The sequence below is a fragment of the Peribacillus sp. NPDC096379 genome (genome assembly GCF_044762875.1).
GTDB lineage: Bacteria > Bacillota > Bacilli > Bacillales > DSM-1321 > Peribacillus.
Genome location: NZ_JBIWFD010000001.1, coordinates 580,457 through 600,649, shown reverse-complemented (window position 1 = coordinate 600,649; position 20,193 = coordinate 580,457). Strand labels below are relative to the sequence as shown.

At 39.0% G+C, this 20,193-nt stretch carries 17 protein-coding genes; 1 reads left to right on the top strand and 16 read right to left on the bottom strand.

What is annotated here, in order from left to right:
* Positions 1 to 143 precede the first annotated feature (143 nt).
* From ACIQZI_RS02890 to ACIQZI_RS02815, 16 genes are all read right to left on the bottom strand, one after another.
* Complete coding sequence (locus ACIQZI_RS02890) at positions 144 to 533, bottom strand: hypothetical protein (protein ID WP_403069165.1); 390 nt, start codon at positions 531 to 533, stop codon at positions 144 to 146.
* A 175-nt stretch (positions 534 to 708) separates the two neighbouring features.
* The gene (speD, locus tag ACIQZI_RS02885) at positions 709 to 1,089 is read right to left on the bottom strand and encodes an adenosylmethionine decarboxylase (RefSeq protein WP_062176897.1); all 381 of its coding nucleotides are present in this window, start codon (positions 1,087 to 1,089) and stop codon (positions 709 to 711) included.
* A gap of 441 nt (positions 1,090 to 1,530) precedes the next feature.
* Positions 1,531 to 2,565: a glyceraldehyde-3-phosphate dehydrogenase gene (locus ACIQZI_RS02880; RefSeq protein ID WP_403069161.1), complete on the bottom strand. Its 1,035-nt coding sequence runs from the start codon at positions 2,563 to 2,565 to the stop codon at positions 1,531 to 1,533.
* Between the two features lie 267 nt (positions 2,566 to 2,832).
* Positions 2,833 to 3,435: a dephospho-CoA kinase gene (coaE, locus tag ACIQZI_RS02875; protein WP_403069158.1), complete on the bottom strand. Its 603-nt coding sequence runs from the start codon at positions 3,433 to 3,435 to the stop codon at positions 2,833 to 2,835.
* A gap of 21 nt (positions 3,436 to 3,456) precedes the next feature.
* Positions 3,457 to 4,095, bottom strand: coding sequence for a sporulation membrane protein YtaF (ytaF, locus tag ACIQZI_RS02870; protein ID WP_062176889.1), 639 nt, complete (start codon positions 4,093 to 4,095; stop codon positions 3,457 to 3,459).
* Between the two features lie 78 nt (positions 4,096 to 4,173).
* The gene (mutM, locus tag ACIQZI_RS02865; protein ID WP_403069155.1) at positions 4,174 to 5,010 is read right to left on the bottom strand and encodes a DNA-formamidopyrimidine glycosylase; all 837 of its coding nucleotides are present in this window, start codon (positions 5,008 to 5,010) and stop codon (positions 4,174 to 4,176) included.
* Positions 5,011 to 5,240: 230 nt separating this feature from the next.
* Positions 5,241 to 7,874 (bottom strand): DNA polymerase I, encoded by a 2,634-nt coding sequence (gene polA / locus ACIQZI_RS02860; RefSeq protein ID WP_403069152.1) that lies wholly within the window; start codon positions 7,872 to 7,874, stop codon positions 5,241 to 5,243.
* A 385-nt stretch (positions 7,875 to 8,259) separates the two neighbouring features.
* Positions 8,260 to 9,189 carry a protease modulator HflC gene (hflC, locus tag ACIQZI_RS02855; protein WP_403069149.1) on the bottom strand — a complete coding sequence of 310 codons (930 nt, stop codon included), beginning with the start codon at positions 9,187 to 9,189 and terminating at the stop codon, positions 8,260 to 8,262.
* Positions 9,186 to 10,148 (bottom strand): FtsH protease activity modulator HflK, encoded by a 963-nt coding sequence (hflK, locus tag ACIQZI_RS02850; RefSeq protein WP_062176874.1) that lies wholly within the window; start codon positions 10,146 to 10,148, stop codon positions 9,186 to 9,188. Before hflK ends, hflC begins: the two co-directional genes overlap by 4 nt.
* A gap of 382 nt (positions 10,149 to 10,530) precedes the next feature.
* The gene (pnpS, locus tag ACIQZI_RS02845; protein WP_403069145.1) at positions 10,531 to 12,297 is read right to left on the bottom strand and encodes a two-component system histidine kinase PnpS; all 1,767 of its coding nucleotides are present in this window, start codon (positions 12,295 to 12,297) and stop codon (positions 10,531 to 10,533) included.
* On the bottom strand, positions 12,294 to 13,010 hold the full coding sequence (locus ACIQZI_RS02840; protein WP_062176868.1) for a winged helix-turn-helix domain-containing protein: 717 nt from the start codon (positions 13,008 to 13,010) through the stop codon (positions 12,294 to 12,296). The genes pnpS and ACIQZI_RS02840 overlap by 4 nt, the downstream gene beginning before the upstream one ends.
* 335 nt (positions 13,011 to 13,345) lie before the next feature.
* Entirely contained in the window at positions 13,346 to 13,822 is a 477-nt protein-coding gene (locus tag ACIQZI_RS02835) for a MaoC/PaaZ C-terminal domain-containing protein (protein WP_062183005.1), read from the bottom strand.
* Between the two features lie 108 nt (positions 13,823 to 13,930).
* On the bottom strand, positions 13,931 to 14,866 hold the full coding sequence (mdh, locus tag ACIQZI_RS02830; protein ID WP_403069140.1) for a malate dehydrogenase: 936 nt from the start codon (positions 14,864 to 14,866) through the stop codon (positions 13,931 to 13,933).
* Between the two features lie 126 nt (positions 14,867 to 14,992).
* Entirely contained in the window at positions 14,993 to 16,261 is a 1,269-nt protein-coding gene (gene icd, locus ACIQZI_RS02825; protein ID WP_403069137.1) for an NADP-dependent isocitrate dehydrogenase, read from the bottom strand.
* Positions 16,262 to 16,380: 119 nt separating this feature from the next.
* Positions 16,381 to 17,496 carry a citrate synthase gene (citZ, locus tag ACIQZI_RS02820; protein WP_403069134.1) on the bottom strand — a complete coding sequence of 372 codons (1,116 nt, stop codon included), beginning with the start codon at positions 17,494 to 17,496 and terminating at the stop codon, positions 16,381 to 16,383.
* Positions 17,497 to 18,011: 515 nt separating this feature from the next.
* Complete coding sequence (locus tag ACIQZI_RS02815; RefSeq protein WP_062176858.1) at positions 18,012 to 18,470, bottom strand: DUF441 domain-containing protein; 459 nt, start codon at positions 18,468 to 18,470, stop codon at positions 18,012 to 18,014.
* Between the two features lie 222 nt (positions 18,471 to 18,692).
* On the opposite strand from ACIQZI_RS02815, the gene ytvI reads away from it, so the two are divergent.
* On the top strand, positions 18,693 to 19,820 hold the full coding sequence (gene ytvI, locus ACIQZI_RS02810; protein WP_403069130.1) for a sporulation integral membrane protein YtvI: 1,128 nt from the start codon (positions 18,693 to 18,695) through the stop codon (positions 19,818 to 19,820).
* Positions 19,821 to 20,193: the final 373 nt, after the last annotated feature.

Genomic DNA, 20,193 nt, shown 5'->3' with positions numbered 1-20,193 from the left:
AGCTGCCGTTTTGGAAAATTACTTTTTATCCAATATTAACGGGCAGCAAGACACCCACTAATAGATGTTTCTCACTTTAGATATAACCATCTTATATAAAACTTCCTACCAGCACAAGGGCATTCGTTCAAACTCTTGCCCCACTATTTGGTACGAATGGATGATAGCTTTTGGTCGAGAGCATCATACGCCACAAGGATCTGTTTTTTAAGTGCCTTATTAATTCCCATCGGTGACCATTTTTCCGTTGATACGGTAAAGTCAACGGCCGTTTCTAGTGGTCTGACCGTGATAATTGTAATAATGATGTCTAGACGCGGTGACTGTTTGGAATGGATAAGAATCTCCCCGTGCTCTTTAGAAACTGATTTAATCTCATAATGTTGTTTATTGCTGAATACTTCTTCAACACCACGTAGCGTTTGTTCAAAATTACTTTTATAATAGCGTGTTTGCAGTTCTGTATCATGATGATGTTCACTTGATTCACATTGCTGACTATATCGATTCGTAAACGTTTTCAACCAACCCATACTTAAATCATCCTCTTATCCCTTTTTACCTTTTATTATACACGAGATCAAAGTAAAACTCATTGAAAACTAATACCTTATCCGAACAAAAGCACAAGCGCCTTAGATCGAAACAAACTGTCATGTATAAAATCAAAAAAGAGATGCATCATTTGCACCTCTTGTACTCTCGGTATTATATAGCACTGACTTCGCTTTTTTTCACTGAAACAGGACCCATTCCTCGTGGAAGTTCCATGTTTTCGCGAGTTTCTGCATTCAATGCGTCTGCAATATAATTCGCAGCAACATTCGGATTTAAATCGCCGCATGTATACACATCAATGCTAGCATAACCGTGTTCCGGAAAACTATGAATAGTTAAGTGTGACTCAGAAATAATGACGACTCCGCTAACTCCCTGCGGTGCGAATTTATGAAAAGCTACTTCACGTACCTCAGCACCTGATTTCAACGCAGCATCCACAAATACTCTTTCAATATAATCCATATCATTTAGTTTTTCAAAGTCACAGCCCCAAAGCTCTGAAATTACATGTCTACCCATTGTTTCCATCTACTATTCCCCCTTTTACATGATTAAGAATTCTGTAGAATATGATTCTACAAACAACTACCACGGGGGAAAGTTAGTCCAAAGAGGTCCTAACCCTTTAAGTAGCCACTATGGACTCTTATTCAAGAAGTTCACGATTTTTAGTATACTTCGTTTCAAAAAAATTTGCAACAGCGTTTTTTTATTTTATTCAAAAATTTAAATTCCGTGTGAGCTTGCGTGCAGTTCTTTCTAACAACCTTTCATTTCAAATCTTATAAAGGTTGTTCAAAAAGTCCGGTTAAAGAGGAAAATAAGTTAACGACCTACTACATATTGGTCGTTAACTTATTCTATTATCTGTATGTTGATGAAAATCTTCAAAACTTTTAAAAAGAATTACTTTTTCAGTGTCCTCTCAATAACTCGGTACTTTTTTAGCTATGTATAAAACAAACTAACCTACATACCGACCATCACTTTTGAAAGGCTTTTCATTTCTGAACCTACAAATTTCACAAGGTCCACAACGCGAGTCGAATAACCCCACTCATTGTCATACCAGGCTAATACTTTAATTTTTCTATGATCCATGACCATCGTCGATAAGCCGTCAATCGTTGCCGACTGTGGACTTGTATTAAAATCTATAGACACGAGCGGTTCCATCGAAATTTCAAGAATTCCTTTAAGTGTACCTTCTGAAGCTTTACGGAAGGCTTCGTTTACTTCTTCCACAGTCACATCACACTGAACGTCTACAACAAGGTCCACGAGCGACACGTTTGGCGTTGGTACCCGGAGCGCCATGCCATGTATTTTCCCTGTTAATTGCGGCAACACAAGTGACAGTGCCTTTGCAGCACCTGTGCTTGTCGGGATAATACTTTGTCCGCAAGCGCGAGCACGTCTTAAATCCTTATGTGGATTATCGAGATTTTTTTGATCATTTGTGTAAGCGTGTACAGTTGTCATTAACCCATTTTCAATTCCAAACTGTTCATCTAAGATTTTTGTGACAGGTGCAAGACAATTAGTTGTACATGAAGCATTAGAAATAACAAAGTGACGATCAATATCAAGGGCTTCTTCATTAACACCCATGACAATCGTGACATCTTCATTTTTTCCCGGAGCTGTTAAGACCACTTTTTTCGCACCTGCTTCTAAATGCAGAGCTGCTTTCTCACGGTCATTAAATTTCCCAGTTGCTTCAATGACGATATCTATATTTAACTTCCCCCACGGAAGCTGCTTTGGATCACGGCTATTAAGCAATTGAACACGGCGACCATTTACGATAATGGCTTCCTGTTCCACCGTTACATCCCCTTCGAATTTCCCATGAATTGTATCATACTTAATTAAATGTGCTAACGTTTCAGCTGGATAGCTTGCATTAATTGCCGTTACAACGAGATCATTATCTAAAATAGCCTGACGAAAAACCATTCTCCCAATTCTTCCAAAACCATTAATCGCGATTCTTGTACTCATAGCTCTGCCCCCCGAATTAACGTTATACTTTTTATCATAATATTAAAATTAGTATAACACATTCAAAACGATATTGTTAATAAAATTCTGATTTCTCTAATATTCACTTTCCCTTATCATCATAAATCAGATTTCACCCACAAAAAGCTATACTATATAAGCAATCTTGATTTCACTACTTATCCGAAATGTAGATAAAGGCAGAGATCATTTATTCAACATATATAATCAAAAAAAGAAGCTTTTTTAAGCCTCTTTTTCCATTACTTATATAACTTCCCACTGTGCCAAAACCTGCTTTATTTGTTTCTTTGATTCTAGCAGCGATCCATTATTATTTATGACGACATCGGCCAGTTTTTTCTTTTCTACTAGCGGCATTTGCGAATCGACTCTAGCTTTAGCGTCTACCTCACTTAAACCATTACGTTTTATTAAACGTTCAAGTTGGATCAGCTCATCCACATAAATCAGAATCGTTTTATCTACCATATGCGTTAAATTACTTTCAAACAAAAGAGGAATATCCATGAATAGGACATTTTCCCCCAACGCGAAGGCCGTTTCTTTTTGCTCAAGCATTCTTTTTCTTACAGCTGGATGAACAATTCCATTAAGCATTTGCCTTTTCTTTTCGTCATGAAAAATAATACTGCCAAGTTTAGCGCGATCTATCGAATCATCCGGTAGAAGAAGTTCTGAGCCAAATACCTTGATGATTGCGCGATAAGCTTCTTGCCCAGGTTCGACCACTTCTCTTGCGGCAATGTCCGCATCAATGATTGTAAAACCTAACTCTTCTCGAATAAATTGACTAATACTGCTTTTACCACTTGCAATACCGCCTGTAATTCCGATTACCTGTCCCATACCCAACCCCTATTTCAATAATTATAATTTACAAAGACCAATAATGATTAATAAAACACCTGGTAAGTAGGACAAGTGCTGGACAACTTTATTTGAAGAAAGTAATTTACCACTTTGCAAGCCGCTCCATAAGAACAATGAGCTCATCAAAGCAATGCTAATCGAGAGAATAAATGGAGAAACGCCAAGCATCGCGGCTCCAATACCTGCCCCAAATGCATCAAGAGATAATGCAAAACCTAAGACTATTGCTTCTACTCCAGTAATCGTACCTGATTTATCAAAATCTGCATTCATCGGCTTTTGTAAAATATTAATCGCTACTCCTAATGATTTGATTTCAAAATTAAAGAGTATTTTCTCGGTATCATGCGTTTGCTCTTCCTCAACACGCTTTTTCGAACGAAAATACTGAAATAAAATCCAGCTCCCGAGTAAAATTAAGATCAAGCCACCTGTTTTTCCTGCTGCTTCTACAGAGACAAACCTCGTGATAAAATCACCAATTATCATTGCCATGCCTACACTTAATGCCGAACAACACGCAATGACTGCAATTGATTTAAATGGAAGCCTCATTTTCCTCATACCAAAAGTCATTCCAACACCAAAACCATCCATGCTAACCGCAAATGCAAGAATTATTAATTGTAGCCACATCGAAACGTATGCCCCTTCCATTCAAGCTAAAATAGTATATGGATGGGGCATATCCAATGTGTATTTACCTAGATAAATTTACTTTGAATGAAACGGCTGACATGTAGGACAAATATGGGTACCTCTTCCACCTACTTTAAGTTTTTCAAGGGTTGTATTGCATCGTTTGCACGCTTTTCCTTTTCGATCATACACGAATAAGTCAAGCTGGAACATGCCCATTTGGCCTTGTGAATTGATGTACGAACGAATCGTACTACCACCTTTATTAACAGCTTCTGATAAAGTAGCAATGATTTCACGATGCAGGCGAGCTATTTCTTCTTCTGACAAGGATGAAGCAATTCGCTCCGGATGAATACCTGCTCGGAATAAAGACTCGTCCACGTATATATTCCCGATTCCAACTACAACTGTTTGATCCAGTAAAACCATTTTAATTTTACGATTTGTTTTCCTTAGCTTTGCAGTGAGATCGTCAATTGTAAATTCACGAGACAACGGTTCTGGACCTAAATGCGCAAGTGGAAGTTGATTCATTTCTTCGCCTTTTGCAAACAAATGCATCGTGCCGAATTTCCGAACATCCCGATATCGTAGTTCCGTGCCATCCGTGAAAGAAAAAATAACATGGGTATGTTTATCATACGGTTCCGCTGAAGCATAGACACCATATTTCCCTTCCATTCTTAAATGTGAAACCATCGCATAATCGTCAAGCTGAAAAATAAGAAATTTCCCACGGCGATGGATTTCATGAATCGTTTGTCCTTGTAAGGCATCTTGAAATTGCTCGACTTGTTCGGGAGCTTTAATGATTTTCGGCCAAAATACCGACACATCACGAATCTCCTTACCAATCACAAGTTCCTCTAATGTGCGCCTAACCGTTTCAACCTCAGGAAGTTCCGGCATTACTTCTCCCCCTTTTTAATTCGTTATTTGGTTCATACTAATAAATACAATGAAATACGGCAAACCTAGTTGATCCACCTTGACCAAGTAGCTCCCGCCTTTCTTATTGTCTAGCTGCAGCTCCTAGAGACTCGAGTCATCTGCCAACCCCTTACTGAAGGTATAGTACACCTTCTGTAAGGGATCGGCAGATGCTTGTCGTCCCTGATCAGTCGCTTCCGCTTTTCTTATTACTTTGCATCAAACCATGTCGGACCATACGAGTAGTCCACTTTTAACGGAACGTTTAGCTCAATTGCGCGTTCCATTTCTTCTGGTACGATCTTCATTAGGATTTCAATTTCTTCCGGCGGCGCTTCGAAGATTAGTTCATCATGTACTTGAAGAAGCATTTTTGTTTTTAAATTTTCCTGTTCAATGCGTTCCGCCATATTAATCATCGCAAGTTTAATAATATCAGCGGCGCTCCCTTGAATCGGTGTATTCATTGCAGTCCGTTCGGCAAAGCTTCTTATATTAAAGTTTTTGCTCGTGATTTCCGGAATATAGCGACGGCGGTTTAAAAGCGTATTAACATATCCTTTTTGATTCGCTTCAAATATACTTTCATGCATATATTCCTGTACCCCTGGAAAGCTCTTTAAATATTTCTCAATAAATTCTCCTGCTTCTTTCCGAGTAATACCAAGACTTTGAGATAAGCCATAGTCGCTAATTCCATAGACGATTCCAAAATTAACAGCTTTCGCTTGACGCCGCATATTTGAAGTCACTTCGTCTTTTCCAACATGAAACACATCCATCGCTGTTTTCGTGTGAATATCCATATCAGAGCGGAACGCTTCAATCATCGCTTGATCATTGGCGATATGCGCAAGTACCCGCAATTCGATTTGCGAATAATCAGCCGCAAAAATAAGCCAGTCTTTTTCTGATGGAATGAATGCTTGTCTTATTTTTCTTCCTTCTTCTAAACGAATCGGGATATTTTGCAAATTGGGATCTGTTGAGCTTAATCGCCCTGTTTGGGTTAATGCTTGATTGAACCTTGTATGAACCTTATCTATCTCTGAAAAACTAACCACCTTCAACAAACCTTCAACATAAGTAGATTGTAGCTTAGCAAGCTGACGGTAATGTAAAATTTCACGAACGATTTCATGCTTACTTTCCAGTTTTTCCAAAACATCTGCTGAAGTTGAATAGCCTGTTTTCGTTTTCTTCATTACCGGTAGCTGAAGCTTTTCAAACAAGATCACACCTAGCTGTTTAGGCGAATTAATATTGAATGCCTCACCAGCCAAACTGAAGATTTTTCCTTCAATAGCTTGCAAGCGTTGTGACAGCTCTTGTCCCATATCCATCAGACGCGAGACATCGACCTTTATGCCTTGTAATTCCATATTGGCAAGAATGATCGACAGTGGTAATTCTAAATCAGTCAATAATGCATACTGCTCGTTTTCCTCAAGGCCTGTAATCATTCCATCTTTTAATGCTAAAATCGCTCTCGCTTTTCGCCCTAAGAAATCACATAAGGCATCTTGGTTAGGAATCTGACGTTTCGCCCCTTTTCCATAAAAAGATTCATCAGGTTGAAGCATTGGTCGCTTTTGAGCTTTGGCAATGGCTGCAACATCCACAACCGATTCTGCTGGATTGAGTAAGTAGGCTGCTAGATATAAATCGAATTCAATTCCTTTTAAATCAATCCCTCTTCTACTCAGCGAAACAATCGAGCGTTTTGCATCATAGACGAATTTCTTATACGACTCATTTTCTGCCCAGCTTTTAAAGATCTCTGAGTGGATGGCCACATCACCATGGATATAAAAATTCCCCTTTTCATTCGCAAGACTAATGCCAACGATATCTCCACGATGATAATTATCATCTAGAATTTCGATATAAAGGGCCGTTTCCTCTGTCAACATTTCTTCGGTAATCTCTGTGACCAACTCAATATCCATCGCTTCTTGAACAATGTCTTCAGCAGGATTTGCAACATCTAATTTCTCAAGCAATGTGTTAAATCCGAGCTCTTTATATAAAGGAGCGATTTTTTCCTGGTCCATTCCATTGTATACCGTATCACTTAGTTGGATTTCAATCGGTGCTTCGCGCGTAATAGTAGCTAGCTCCTTACTTAGTACGGCAAGCTCTTTATGTTCTTCAATTTTTTCTTTCAGTTTGTTTCCGCTAACTTGATCAATGGATTGCAGCAGGTTTTCCACTGTTTGAAACTGATGAAGCAATTTAAGCGCCGTTTTTTCTCCTACACCAGGAATTCCAGGAATATTATCAGAAGCGTCTCCCATTAGACCCTTCATATCAATAATTTGAATGGGTGTGATGCCGTATTTTTCTTGAATATGTAAAGGGGTGTATTCTTCAATGTCGGTAATGCCTTTTTTCGTAATGCCAACTGTTGTGGCTGACGAAGATAATTGTGTTAAATCTTTGTCCCCAGAGATAATCTTAATTTCAAAGTCTTCTTTTTCAGCATGAAGCGATAAAGTACCGATAATATCGTCCGCTTCGTAGTTCGCAAGCTCATAACGAGAAATTCCGTAAGCATCAAGAAGCTCCCTGATAAACGGAAATTGCTCAGACAGTTCTGGCGGTGTTTTCTGGCGGCCACCTTTATATTCTTTATACGACTCGTGGCGGAAAGTCGTTTTCCCGGCATCAAACGCTACAAGTACATGTGTTGGCTTTTCTTCCTCCAAAATCTTATTTAACATCATCGTGAATCCATAAATTGCATTCGTATGGACTCCTTTATCATTATTCAACAATGGCAAGGCAAAAAAAGCTCGATACGCAATACTGTTTCCATCAATAAGTACTAATTTATTACTCAAACTGAGAATCCTCCTTTTACAAAAACACTGGATTTCAAAAACCAATTTTATAGTCAATTATCTTGTTTTTTTATCCCGCATTAACGGGCAGTAAGACCCCCGACTTAGAGGAGTAGGAATCGAAGAAGTGTAGGTGGGGGACAACTGCCCTTAAAAGCCCGATTGGTGAGATACAGTGAAACTTACCGCTGTGTTCTTCAGCGGTTTAGTTGAGGCCCACAGGATGTGGGTCACTCAGACGTTGCCGCAGGATGCGGCGTACTTAGTCTAAGTTCATTGAATCGGGTTCGTAGTGTCGCTTTATTAAAAAAACCGTTCTTCCCATCTCTATATTCTACCACGAGTAGATACAGAAAGAGAAATGAACGGTTACTTCTGAAATTCATTATTTAGTGTTTCCCATCAACAGACTTGCATATGGAGAATTGGCTGGCAGAATAATAACCGTATCCTCTCCAATTGTTTTCTTATACGATTCTAGTGTTCGATATAAACGGTAGAATTCGGCATCCTTGGAGAAAGACGCATTGTATACTTTCGCCGCTTCCGCTTCCCCTTGGGCGCGAATGATATCAGCTTCTGCCTTTGCAGTCGCTAAGAGCTCAGTCACCTTTCTGTCTGTATCGGCCATGATACGGTTCTTATCTGCGTCACCTTTTGAAAGATATTGCTGTGCGGTTGATTCACGTTCTGAAATCATTCGTTTGAACACAGACGCTTCGTTCTCCGCTGGCAAATCGGTTCGTTTAATTCGAACGTCTGTCACTACAATTCCGTAATTCGAGTCTTTAAGAAGCTCGTTTACTTTGTCCGTCATTCGATCATTCAGGCTTCCTCTTGAAGACTTTTCATCATTGATGATTTCATCGTAATTCAATTGACCAAGTTCGGTACGGACAACGGAATAAATGAATTCTTCCATTCTTGCTTCAGCACTTTCAATTGTTCTTGCATTGGTAATCATTTTCTTCGGATCTTCAATTCTCCAAACCGCATAATTATCGATCATGATTCGCTTTTTATCTCTTGTATTAATTTCCGCTTCTGAAACATCGTATCCCATTTGATACTTCGGCAACGTTGTCACACTTTGGATAAAAGGGATCTTCACTTTTAAACCAGGCGTCTTATCAATGCGAACAACCTCTCCGAATTGACGGACGACTCGATATTCCCCTTCCTTCACAACAAACACATTACTAATAAAGATAAGAAATAATAGAAGTAATATCACGAAGAAAATACCGACTCTTACATATCCTCTCCACGGTCCAAAGCCTTTGCGACTATTTAATTCGACTACTTTTTCACTCATTCCGTTCCCTCACTTTCAGCTGGCGCTTTTGGCTGTTCTTTTTCAAGCGCACGGATCGGGAAGTATTTCATCGTATTCCCGTCATCATTCATAATATAGATCTCTGCATTTGGAAGGACTTGCTCAAGCGTTTCAATCACTAAACGTTCTCTTGTAATATCTGGGTTATTTTTATATTCTGCATAGAGCTTATCAAAAACAGCTACGTCCCCGCGGGCACGCTCGGTTCTGGCAGCTTTTTCTCCTTCTGCAGCAGAATTAATCGCTGCAATTTCCCCTTTTGCTTCATTCATTCTCTGATTTTCATATTTTTGCGCTTCATTATTCTTCGTGTTCATCGTTTCACGAGCGTCCGTAACATTTGTAAAAGCTTTTCGAACTTCTTTATTGGGAAGCTCAACATCCTGAAGCTTAACAGCAAGGACCGAAATCCCGATATCGTATTTTTCAATCAGGTGGGAAAGCAGTTCTCTGACGTTTGCTTCAATTTCAGCTTTTCCAGACGTTAGTGCATCATCAATCTTCGAGTTGCCGATAATGCTACGAAGTGCCGCAGATGTTGAATCATATAAAAGTTCGTTCGGGTCATCAACGTTATATAAATATTTCTCGGGATCAGTTATTTTCCATTGAACGACTAAATCCGCGAGCACAATGTTTTCATCACCGGTAATCATTTTCGTTTCTTTCGGAAAATCTTCCACTACACCATCTTTATCGGTATAGCCAAATTGTAGACTAAATGTTTCCTTTGATACTTTCTCAACGGATTGAATCGGCCAAGGCATTTTCACATGTAATCCAGGTTCAGTAATCGTTTCATCCACTTTTCCGAATGTTAAGATCACCGCTTGGTCTGATTCATCAACGGTATACCAGGTTGTAATCGCCACAATTCCTAATATGATAATCAATAGAGTCAATCCAGTTGTTATGTAAATCTTTTTTAAACTTACCATCGAAACCCCTCCTTTATTCTCTCTCTTCTTATGTACGATAAATATTGGAAAAGGATTCATTATTTTCATAATTTTATATTTTGTGGGCGTAAAACTACGATACCTTTAGGCTCGTGGTAGTTCACTATCTCTTACTATTTCGTATGAAGGACACGGGGCCTCTCCATTGTGATTAGGTGGGTGTAGCGTGTTAATCCCTCATAGTAAGTAGTGGCGTCTTAACGCCTACAGATTTTGTATAAAAGCCAAAAAAGACGAGGACATGGGGTTGTCCTCGTCTCATCTGCTCCCTGGATGATGGGGTTTTCTAGTTCATTGTAACCCCTATTTATAAACGGCATGTATTAGAATTGTTAAAATCATGTAAATTCTAATTTCCCCCTCAACGAATATGTTTCTTTAAAAGAACCGTAAACGACGTTCCTTTCCCAGGACAGCTTTCAACCGTTATTTTCCCTTTATGAACTTCCAAAATATGCTTCACAATCGCTAAACCTAGTCCTGTTCCCCCAGAGTCCCTGCTTCTTGCCTTATCCACTCTGTAAAAACGCTCAAATATCCGCGGCAGTTCTTTGCTTTCGATTCCAATGCCATTATCATGAACAACTACCCGAACATTGTCCGCGTCTTCTGATGCTTCAATCTTTACTTCGCCTTCACTTGTTGTATAATTTAGTGCATTCGTAATAAGATTGATAAAAATTTGTTTAATTCGATTCGCTTCTCCCTCAACCCATAAAGAAGGACTCTTACTTTCAAGGACCAACCTAATATTCTTTTCTTCTGCTTTACCACAAAGCATCGCGATGGATTCTTCAAGAATGGTACTAACATTCACAGACTCAATTTGTAAAACAAAATCTTGCTGCTCAATTTTGGATAGATCCAACAATTCTTGAATAAGCTCTTGAAGGCGATCACTTTCACTTAAAATGATCTTTAGAAAATCATATAAGGCTTGTTCGTCCTTTAAAGCGCCGTCCAGCAGGGTCTCCGAAAACCCTTTGATAGAAGTGATTGGCGTTTTCAACTCATGCGACACATTCGCCACAAAGTCTTTCCGCATTTGTTCTAACTTTTTTAATTCAGTAATGTCATGGAAAACAATAATAATTCCCTTCCACTCATCATTTTTTACAATGATCGGCGCTCCGTACACTTCAAAATGTTTTCTTTCAATAGTAAGTGGAATTAACACTTGACGTTTGATGCTTTTTTCCGTCATGAAAATTTCTTCAATAATCGCAATAATCTCTGCAGATGGAATCACTTCATAATAAACTTTGTACAATAAATCAGTATCTTCCATATTAAACTGTTGTTTATACGCAAGATTCGTCATCGTAATATGCCCTTTATGATCGATTTGCAACACGCCACTACCAATATTTTCAATCAGAGTTTCCAGACGATCCTCATGCAAATCTCTGGAAATTTGCAATTCTTGAAGATTTCTCGCCAAAATATTTAACGATTTACTAAGCACGCCTATTTCATCCGAACTCCGCTCATAGGTTCTTGCCCGATAATTTCCTTCTGCAAGCTCAATCGCGGTTGTCGCCGCCGCCTCAATAGGACGAGAGTATCTAGAAGCGATTTTGCTCGCAAACATGGTAATAATACATAGCGACGCGATAAGGCTTATCGTCAAAATCCACCATATTTGACTGTTCACTTGATCGATTGCTTCTATTTCATTACTTAATACAGCTGCACCCTCAATCGCGCCGTCTTTTTGTATCGTTTTATAAAAATATTGCAGACTCTTAGACCCCTCTACAAATCCACTCTGCTTATCCCTATCTAATTGATTAGTGATGCTTTTCAGCATATGTTCGTGACGTTCGGGATGATTATTTCGGTTTACATTATCATCATAAAGGATCGTTCCATCATTCCTGATAATTGTGAAATTGGCATCATGTAGATTGGCCAAGTCTTCTGTTTTTCCTTGTTGAATAAATTCAGAAATTCCCCCGTTTTCCTGAATATACTTGGCGATAAAAATGGTTTCTCTTTCCATTCTTTCATTAAATGTATTGACATAGTAATTTTTGAAAACTTGTCCGAGCAGTAACCCCTCTGCCAGAAGAACAATAATGATCAAGCTGATAATCGCCACTAACAGCTTTGTCTTGAATTTGGTCATTCCGGTTTCGGCTCCTCAAGCTTATACCCTAAACCACGTATTGTTTTAATATAAATTGGCTTTCTTGTATCTTCTTCTATTTTTTCTCGAAGATGACTAATATGTACATCGACAATCCTCGTATCTCCCGCAAAATCGTAATTCCAGACTGCACTTAGTAGCTGGTCTCTTGTTAAAACTCTTCCCTTATGCTGTGCAAGATACAGTAATAATTCAAATTCCTTTGGAGTCAGCTCAAGTAATCTCCCCTTAAAAAAAGCTTCATAACGATCATGGTAAATTTCTAATTCATTAAGTTTCAGAACACCTTCTCGTTCGTCATTCGATTCTCCAGCTTCCTGACTGATTTGTGATCTTCTAAGAATCGCTTTAATTCTTGCGACCACTTCTCTTGGACTAAACGGCTTTGTCATATAATCATCTGCACCAAGTTCCAATCCTAATACTTTGTCAAACTCATCATCTTTCGCTGTCAACATTAAGATTGGCACCATTATTTTTTGCTGGCGCAGTTGCTTACAAACTTCAATCCCATCTAGTTTCGGAAGCATTAAATCCAGGATAATTAACTGTGGTTTTTCGGCAATTGCCCGATTTAACCCTTCTTCACCATCTAAAGCGGTAATCACGGAATAACCTGATTGCTCTAAATTATATTGTAGTAACGTAACAATGGATTTTTCATCATCCACTACGAGAATTTTATTAGACATAGCTTCCTCCCGAAAATATATTACCCCGCGACTCACAATGAGCCGACTCATCCATCTTCATTATAATTTAAATTAAGGAAAAGAGTAAGAGTAATATTAAGTGAATCTTCAATCAGCGGGGTTTTCTTCATCCCTCACTGATTGTTATGGTTTTACGAGCGATTTATCCCCTACCTATGTTTCTTCCATCCCTCTAAGCCTTAAGGTGGGAGGTTACTGCCTATTAATACAGGATAAAAAGATGCCCATAAGCAAGGTTCTGACCAGACCACTAACGAAACAATATAGTAGTAGTTTAAGGTTGGCTTTCCTGAGACATCCTGCTCATCATCTTTTTAGAAACTTTCCAAAACACTGCCATCTATTCCTTTAATTTGGCTAGGGGGACAAACCTTTATTCTACCTTCTAATATACAAATTCCTTCATCGTTTTCTCCTACAACTTCTATTACCATTTCATTTTCATTAACATTCACTTCTTTTACTTCAAATCGAAACTTGATCGTTTCATAGTGATAGACCGGATTTGGCAATTCAATATGATGGGACAAAATATGGCTCCCTGGACCCGGAAGATATTTGGAGACAGCTGAAGTGACGATACCGATTAGCATAATGTGAGGCACAAGTGGTTTTTTGAAAGTAGTCTGCGCGGCATAATCATGTTGAATATATAAGGGGTTTGCATCATTCGTTAATCCTAAATATAACAATAAATCTTTGTCTTCCATTTTCTCAGTGAGCGTTAGCTTTTCACCTTCTTTGATTTCTTCAATTGTTCTACCAAGCTTTCGTTTCTTAAGCAACATAATGTTGACCTCCGTCAGATTTGAAAAAAAACTGTCCAAGAAGAGAGAGGTGAACGAATGGCACTCATATTCTCTCGCTTAGACAGCTTTTTATAATATATACTTTAGAAATTATTTAAGAATCGCCATCACATTGCGAACAGAATCAACAGATTTAGAAAGTGCTGCTTGTTCATCTTCTGTTAATTCAAGTTCAATGATTTGTTCAATTCCACCTGCTCCAAGAACCGTAGGCACACCAAGATAAATTCCATCAAATCCATATTCTCCTTCAAGATATGCAATCGTCGGAAGGACACGGCGTTGATCTTTCAAAATAGCCTCTGCCATTTCTACAAGAGCTGCCGCAGGTGCATAATAAGCACTACCGTTTCCAAGTAGATTTACGATTTCTCCGCCGCCTGTACGTGTACGAGCAACGATTGCGTCTAAACGTTCTTGTGGAATGAGCGTTTCTAACGGAATTCCGCCTGCATATGAGTAGCGAACAAGAGGAACCATATCGTCACCATGACCACCTAGAACGAAGCCAGTCACGTCTTTCACAGACAAGTTCAACTCTTGGGCAACGAATGTACGGAAACGTGCCGTATCAAGAACGCCTGATTGACCGATAACGCGATTCTTAGGGAAACCTGATTCTTTGTATACCGTATATGTCATAGCATCAACTGGGTTTGTTAAAACGATTAACGTTGAATTTGGAGAGTATTTTACAATTTCTTTCGTAACAGCTGTCATTACTTTTTGGTTAGTCTGTACTAAATCATCGCGACTCATACCTGGTTTACGAGCAATCCCAGCAGTAATGATGACAATATCAGAATGAGCAGTGTCTGCATAATCAGAAGTACCTGTAATTTTTGCATCGAATCCAAACACAGGGCTTGCTTCTAGCATATCTAACGCTTTCCCTTTAGTCGGATTTTCCATTTGCGGAATATCTACTAATACAACATCACCTAATTCTTTTTGTGCAGCAAAAAACGCTGTTGTCGCTCCTGTAAAACCGCCACCGATGACAGAGATTTTTTTACGTTTTGACATGGAGATCTCCCCTTCCCTATGTAAAAATTATCATTTACTTCCTTTATCCCTGTTGCACGAATAAACTTCTTGGAAAAGAAGCCGGTATACCCCGGCCTCTTCTCTAAAGAAGCGTTCTATCGAAAATTATAGGTTTTTAATTAGTTCATCAGCGAACTCCGAACATTTCACTTCAGTAGCACCGTCCATTAGGCGGGCAAAGTCATAAGTTACAACTTTTGAAGCAATTGTTTTTTCTACTGAAGCTGTAATGCTCGCAGCAGCTTCCGTCCATCCAAGATGTTCAAGTAATAGCACACCTGAAAGAAGAACAGAAGAAGGGTTCACTTTATCAAGTCCTGCATATTTCGGAGCAGTACCGTGAGTTGCTTCAAAAATAGCATGTCCAGTTTCGTAGTTGATGTTCGCTCCAGGAGCAATCCCAATTCCACCAACTTGAGCAGCTAGCGCATCAGAAATGTAGTCTCCGTTTAGATTCATTGTAGCAACTACATCAAATTCTTTCGGACGAGTTAGAATTTGTTGTAAGAAAATATCAGCGATCGAATCTTTTACGATGATCTTACCTTCTGCTTCAGCAGCAGCTTGCGCTTTATTTGCCGCATCTGTTCCTTCAGCTTCTTTAATGCGATCATATTGATTCCAAGTGAATACTTTATCACCGAATTCTTGTTCAGCTATTTCATAACCCCAGTTTTTAAATGCACCTTCTGTGAACTTCATGATATTCCCTTTATGTACTAAAGTTAATGAAGAACGGCCTTCTTTAATTGCGTAGTTAAGAGCCGCACGTACAAGACGTTTTGTTCCTTCTTCAGAAACTGGTTTAATTCCAATACCTGACGTTTCAGGAAAACGGATTTTGTTTACGCCCATTTCATTTTGAAGGAAGTCAATTAGTTTTTTAACTTCATCAGATCCTTTTGCATATTCAATCCCCGCATAGATGTCTTCTGTGTTCTCACGGAAAATGACCATGTCCGTATCTTCTGGACGTTTAACAGGTGAAGGAACACCATCGAAATAACGGACTGGACGAAGGCATACGAAAAGATCAAGCTCTTGACGCAAAGCAACGTTCAATGAACGAATTCCACCACCGATTGGCGTAGTAAGCGGTCCTTTAATCGCAATCAAATACTCGCGAATTACATTCAGCGTTTCTTCTGGAAGCCATTCTCCTGTTTGATCAAATGCTTTTTGTCCAGCCAATACTTCTTGCCAAACAATTTTTTTCTCGCCGTTGTAAGCTTTTTCAACAGCCGCGTCTAATACACGAGATGCTGCTGCCCAGATATCTGGACCGATTCCGTCCCCTTCAATAAAAGGTACAATTGGGTTGTTTGGTACGTTTAGTACACCATGTGTTACTGCGATTTTTTCACCTTGTGTCATGTCTAATTACCTCCGATTCAATATCAAAGATTAGCAGGTCCATGTTGATTGCCTCTAACCTTTATTCCTACCATCTATTAATTTACTACAAACTCACATAATAATAAAAAAATACTTCCTTATCTTTTTTCAATTGGCACATATTTTTGCATACCAGGTCCCGTATAGTCTGCACGAGGGCGGATTAGACGGTTGTTAGAGTATTGCTCGAGAATATGAGCGATCCAGCCAGAAGTACGGCTGACTGCAAATATTGGTGTAAATAAATCATGATCAATACCAAGACTATGATATACAGAAGCTGAGTAGAAATCTACGTTTGGCGGCAGTTTCTTTTGAGTTGTGACCAGTTCTTCAATCTTAATGGACATCTCATAATACTCAGGCTGTCCGGTAATCTCCGTTAATTTCTTAGACATCTCACGCAAATGCTTAGCACGCGGATCACCTTTACGGTATACGCGGTGACCAAAGCCCATGATTTTCTCTTTATTATCTAATTTAGCTGTGATATATGACACTGCATGATCAACAGAGCCAATTTCAGTCAGCATTTTCATAACTTGCTCGTTTGCTCCGCCATGAAGCGGTCCTTTAAGCGCACCGATTGCAGCAGTTACGCCAGAATAGATGTCAGATAAAGTTGCTACACATACACGGGCAGTGAATGTAGATGCGTTTAATTCATGATCTGCATGAAGTACAAGTGCTTTATTGAATGCTTCCACTTCAATTGCGGAAGGTTCTTTTCCACTTAGCATGTATAAGAAGTTGGCTGCAAAGCTTAAATCTGTGCGCGGTGCAACCGGTTCTAGTCCTTTACGTACACGTGCGAATGCTGTTACAACTGTTGGAATTTGTGCTTGAATACGGATGGCCTTACGGTAGTTCGCTTCATCACTCATTACGTCTGATTCATCATCATATAAACCTAATAATGATATGGCCGTACGAAGCGCTCCCATTGGATGAACTTTATCGATTGGATATGTTTTAAAATGATTGAGAACTTCAGCTGGGATAGCCGCGTTATCTGCCAACTGTTTTGTAAGTTCTGCTAATTGGTTTGTTGTGGGGAGACTTCCGTGCCAAAGTAAGTAAATAACTTCCTCAAATGTCGCATTCTTAGCTAGATCATCGATGTCGTATCCTGCATACGTTAACGTATCATCTATAATCGAGCTGATCTTTGAAGTAGTTGCTACGATGCCCTCTAGACCTTTTGTTGCTGTCATACAAAACCTCTCCTTTTCTTAAATATCCCCTTTGACTGCATGAAATATAGCGCTTCCAATAAAAAATGAGCTTAACCTAGACAATATGTATTTTAGAGAGTAAGAGCCGTTAAATGATAGGTACCATCATAAACTATCATTAATAAACACTGAAATGGATACTTTCAAAAACCCCCTAAAATAATACAATAAAGCTCTCAATTAAGCGATCGCCCAGTTAATTGCAAACTAAAAATTGATAGAGTAGATAGAATACATGATAACATTCCACCTATTCTTGAAACTCTATCAGAGAGCAATTATAGTACTATTATAAACAATTTTCAGATTTTTGGGAATGGAAAGTAGTTAAATTGTGAAAAAAATATTATTTTATTAGAAAAATACAAGATTTGCAGAAATTATTTCTCCCATATAAAAGACACCCCTAAGGAAAGGTGAGACGCAAGCAATGACTTAATACAGAATAAGGATAGATTTAGCGAGTCAACCCAATTGCTGCGTCTCTTCTGAGCTTATTTAATAAATTGGACGAGCTGCATGCACAAATAGGCAATCCCCGCTCCAATCAGCGGTCCTACTGCGACACCTTTGAATAAAGCAACTGCTAGTATTGTTCCGAAAACAAGCGCAACGGTAATATGCGGATCATTGGCCAATAGAACGACACCGTTCTTTGCAATGAGAGCGACCGCTATTCCTGACGCAAGGGCAATCCAAGCATAAGGAGATTTCAAAGCATCCAGTAGTTCCTTAAACCCGATTGATCCATTTGCAATCGGAACTAAAACGGCAATCGTGATCACCGTGACACCAAGATTTATTCCTTTTGCAGAAAGATAGGGAAATATCTTCGTATCCAATCCCGTCACTTTCAGAACTAGTAAAAATCCTGCCGCGACCATCAGTGATGAGTTTTTAGCAAGCAGGCCAATTCCTAATAAAAATAGTAAAAATATGATTGCTCCATTCATGGTTGTCCTCCTAATATGCACTTTATTTAATATCTCAGCATAACAAAATACTAAGGAATATTCCTACAAATCTGCGCCTTTCTCATTTTTCTGAATTATTCACAACTTTAACTTTCTTTTCCATCTTTCAAAATGTACAATCATAGTATATGGAACTTTTAGCAACGAGAACGCACTTCCCATTTACCCGAAATAATCATGTTTTGACGGAAGGTGAGGCTTTTGAATCCGGTTTACCTACAGCGGTTTATCCGCTTCTGCGTTGTAATAGGAGCAACAATGCTTGGCGGTTTCGTTCTGTTCTATTTATCAAAATATACATACCCTTTTATTATCGCAATGATTTTTGCCTTTTTTATGAATCCCCTTGTAAGCTTCTTTGAACAAAAGGCGAAAATACCAAGAGGTATCGCTGTTTTTCTCTCTCTGCTGCTCATTCTTTCCGTCTTCGCAGGTATCATTACATTATTAATTGCTGAAATCGCTTCAGGTGCAAACTATCTAGCTAAAGTCGTTCCAGGCCATTTAGAAACGGTCATCCAATTTATCGAGGAATTTATCGCCGGTCAGCTTCTTCCCTTATACAATCAAAGCGCCACGTTATTTAATAATCTCGACGGACAACAACAAGATACGATTCTTTCCAACATTCGCAACCTTGGTGATAATCTCGCTACATCGGTAGGTAGTTTCATTCAAAAATCCCTCTTAAACATCCCAGCATTCATTGCCTGGTTTCCCAACGCAGCCACTGTCTTAGTTTTTTCTTTGTTGGCAACCTTTTTCATCAGTAAAGATTGGAAAAAGCTTGCTCATTTTAGTAGCAAAGTACTTCCACCTAGAATTTTGCTCGGAACAGGCAAAGTAATCAATGATTTGAAAGGGGCATTATTTGGTTTTATGAAAGCACAGTTCACTCTTATTTCATTAACGACTGTCACGATATTGATTGGCTTGCTTATTTTGAAAGTCGAATATAGCATCACGATTGCCTTAGTTTCCGGTTTAATTGATATCATTCCCTACTTAGGGACAGGGACCGTCTTTATTCCATGGATTGCGTACGAAGTGATTATCGGAAATTATCACCTCGCAATTGGACTTATCGTCGTGTATGTCATCGTAGTTGTCCAACGTCAATTAGTTGAACCGAAAGTTCTGTCATCTAGTATCGGCATTGATCCACTTGCCACACTCGTCGCTTTATTCGTGGGATATAAATTAATTGGCTTTCTCGGACTGATTGCAGGTCCCGTTGTTCTTGTGATTATCAACACTCTCCATCATGCCAATGTATTTAAAGAAATTTGGCGTTTCGTTGTTGGGAATGATCGACCAAGAATTCGGTGAAAATGGACATGAAAAGAGGCTGATCAATTCAGCCTCTTTTTTCTCTGTTGCTTTTCGTTCTTATGACTGCCGTTTGGCATATTCAATTTCATGTATCGAAGATTTTATTCCGGCTTAACTAATCCCCACTGATGGAAGTTTCACTTTATCCCGGTTTAACAGGCTGTACTATCACTCCTTAAATCATTCGTGAATATTAAAAATGAGATTCAGAGTAATAAACAGCCTGTAAAACCCCGATTGGTTCAACTAACCATCAGTGAAAAAAAACCACTCATGGAAGTTTCACTTTATCCCGGTTTAACAGGCTGTACTATCACTCCTTAAATCATTCGTGAATATTAAAAATGAGATTCAGAGTAATAAACAGCCT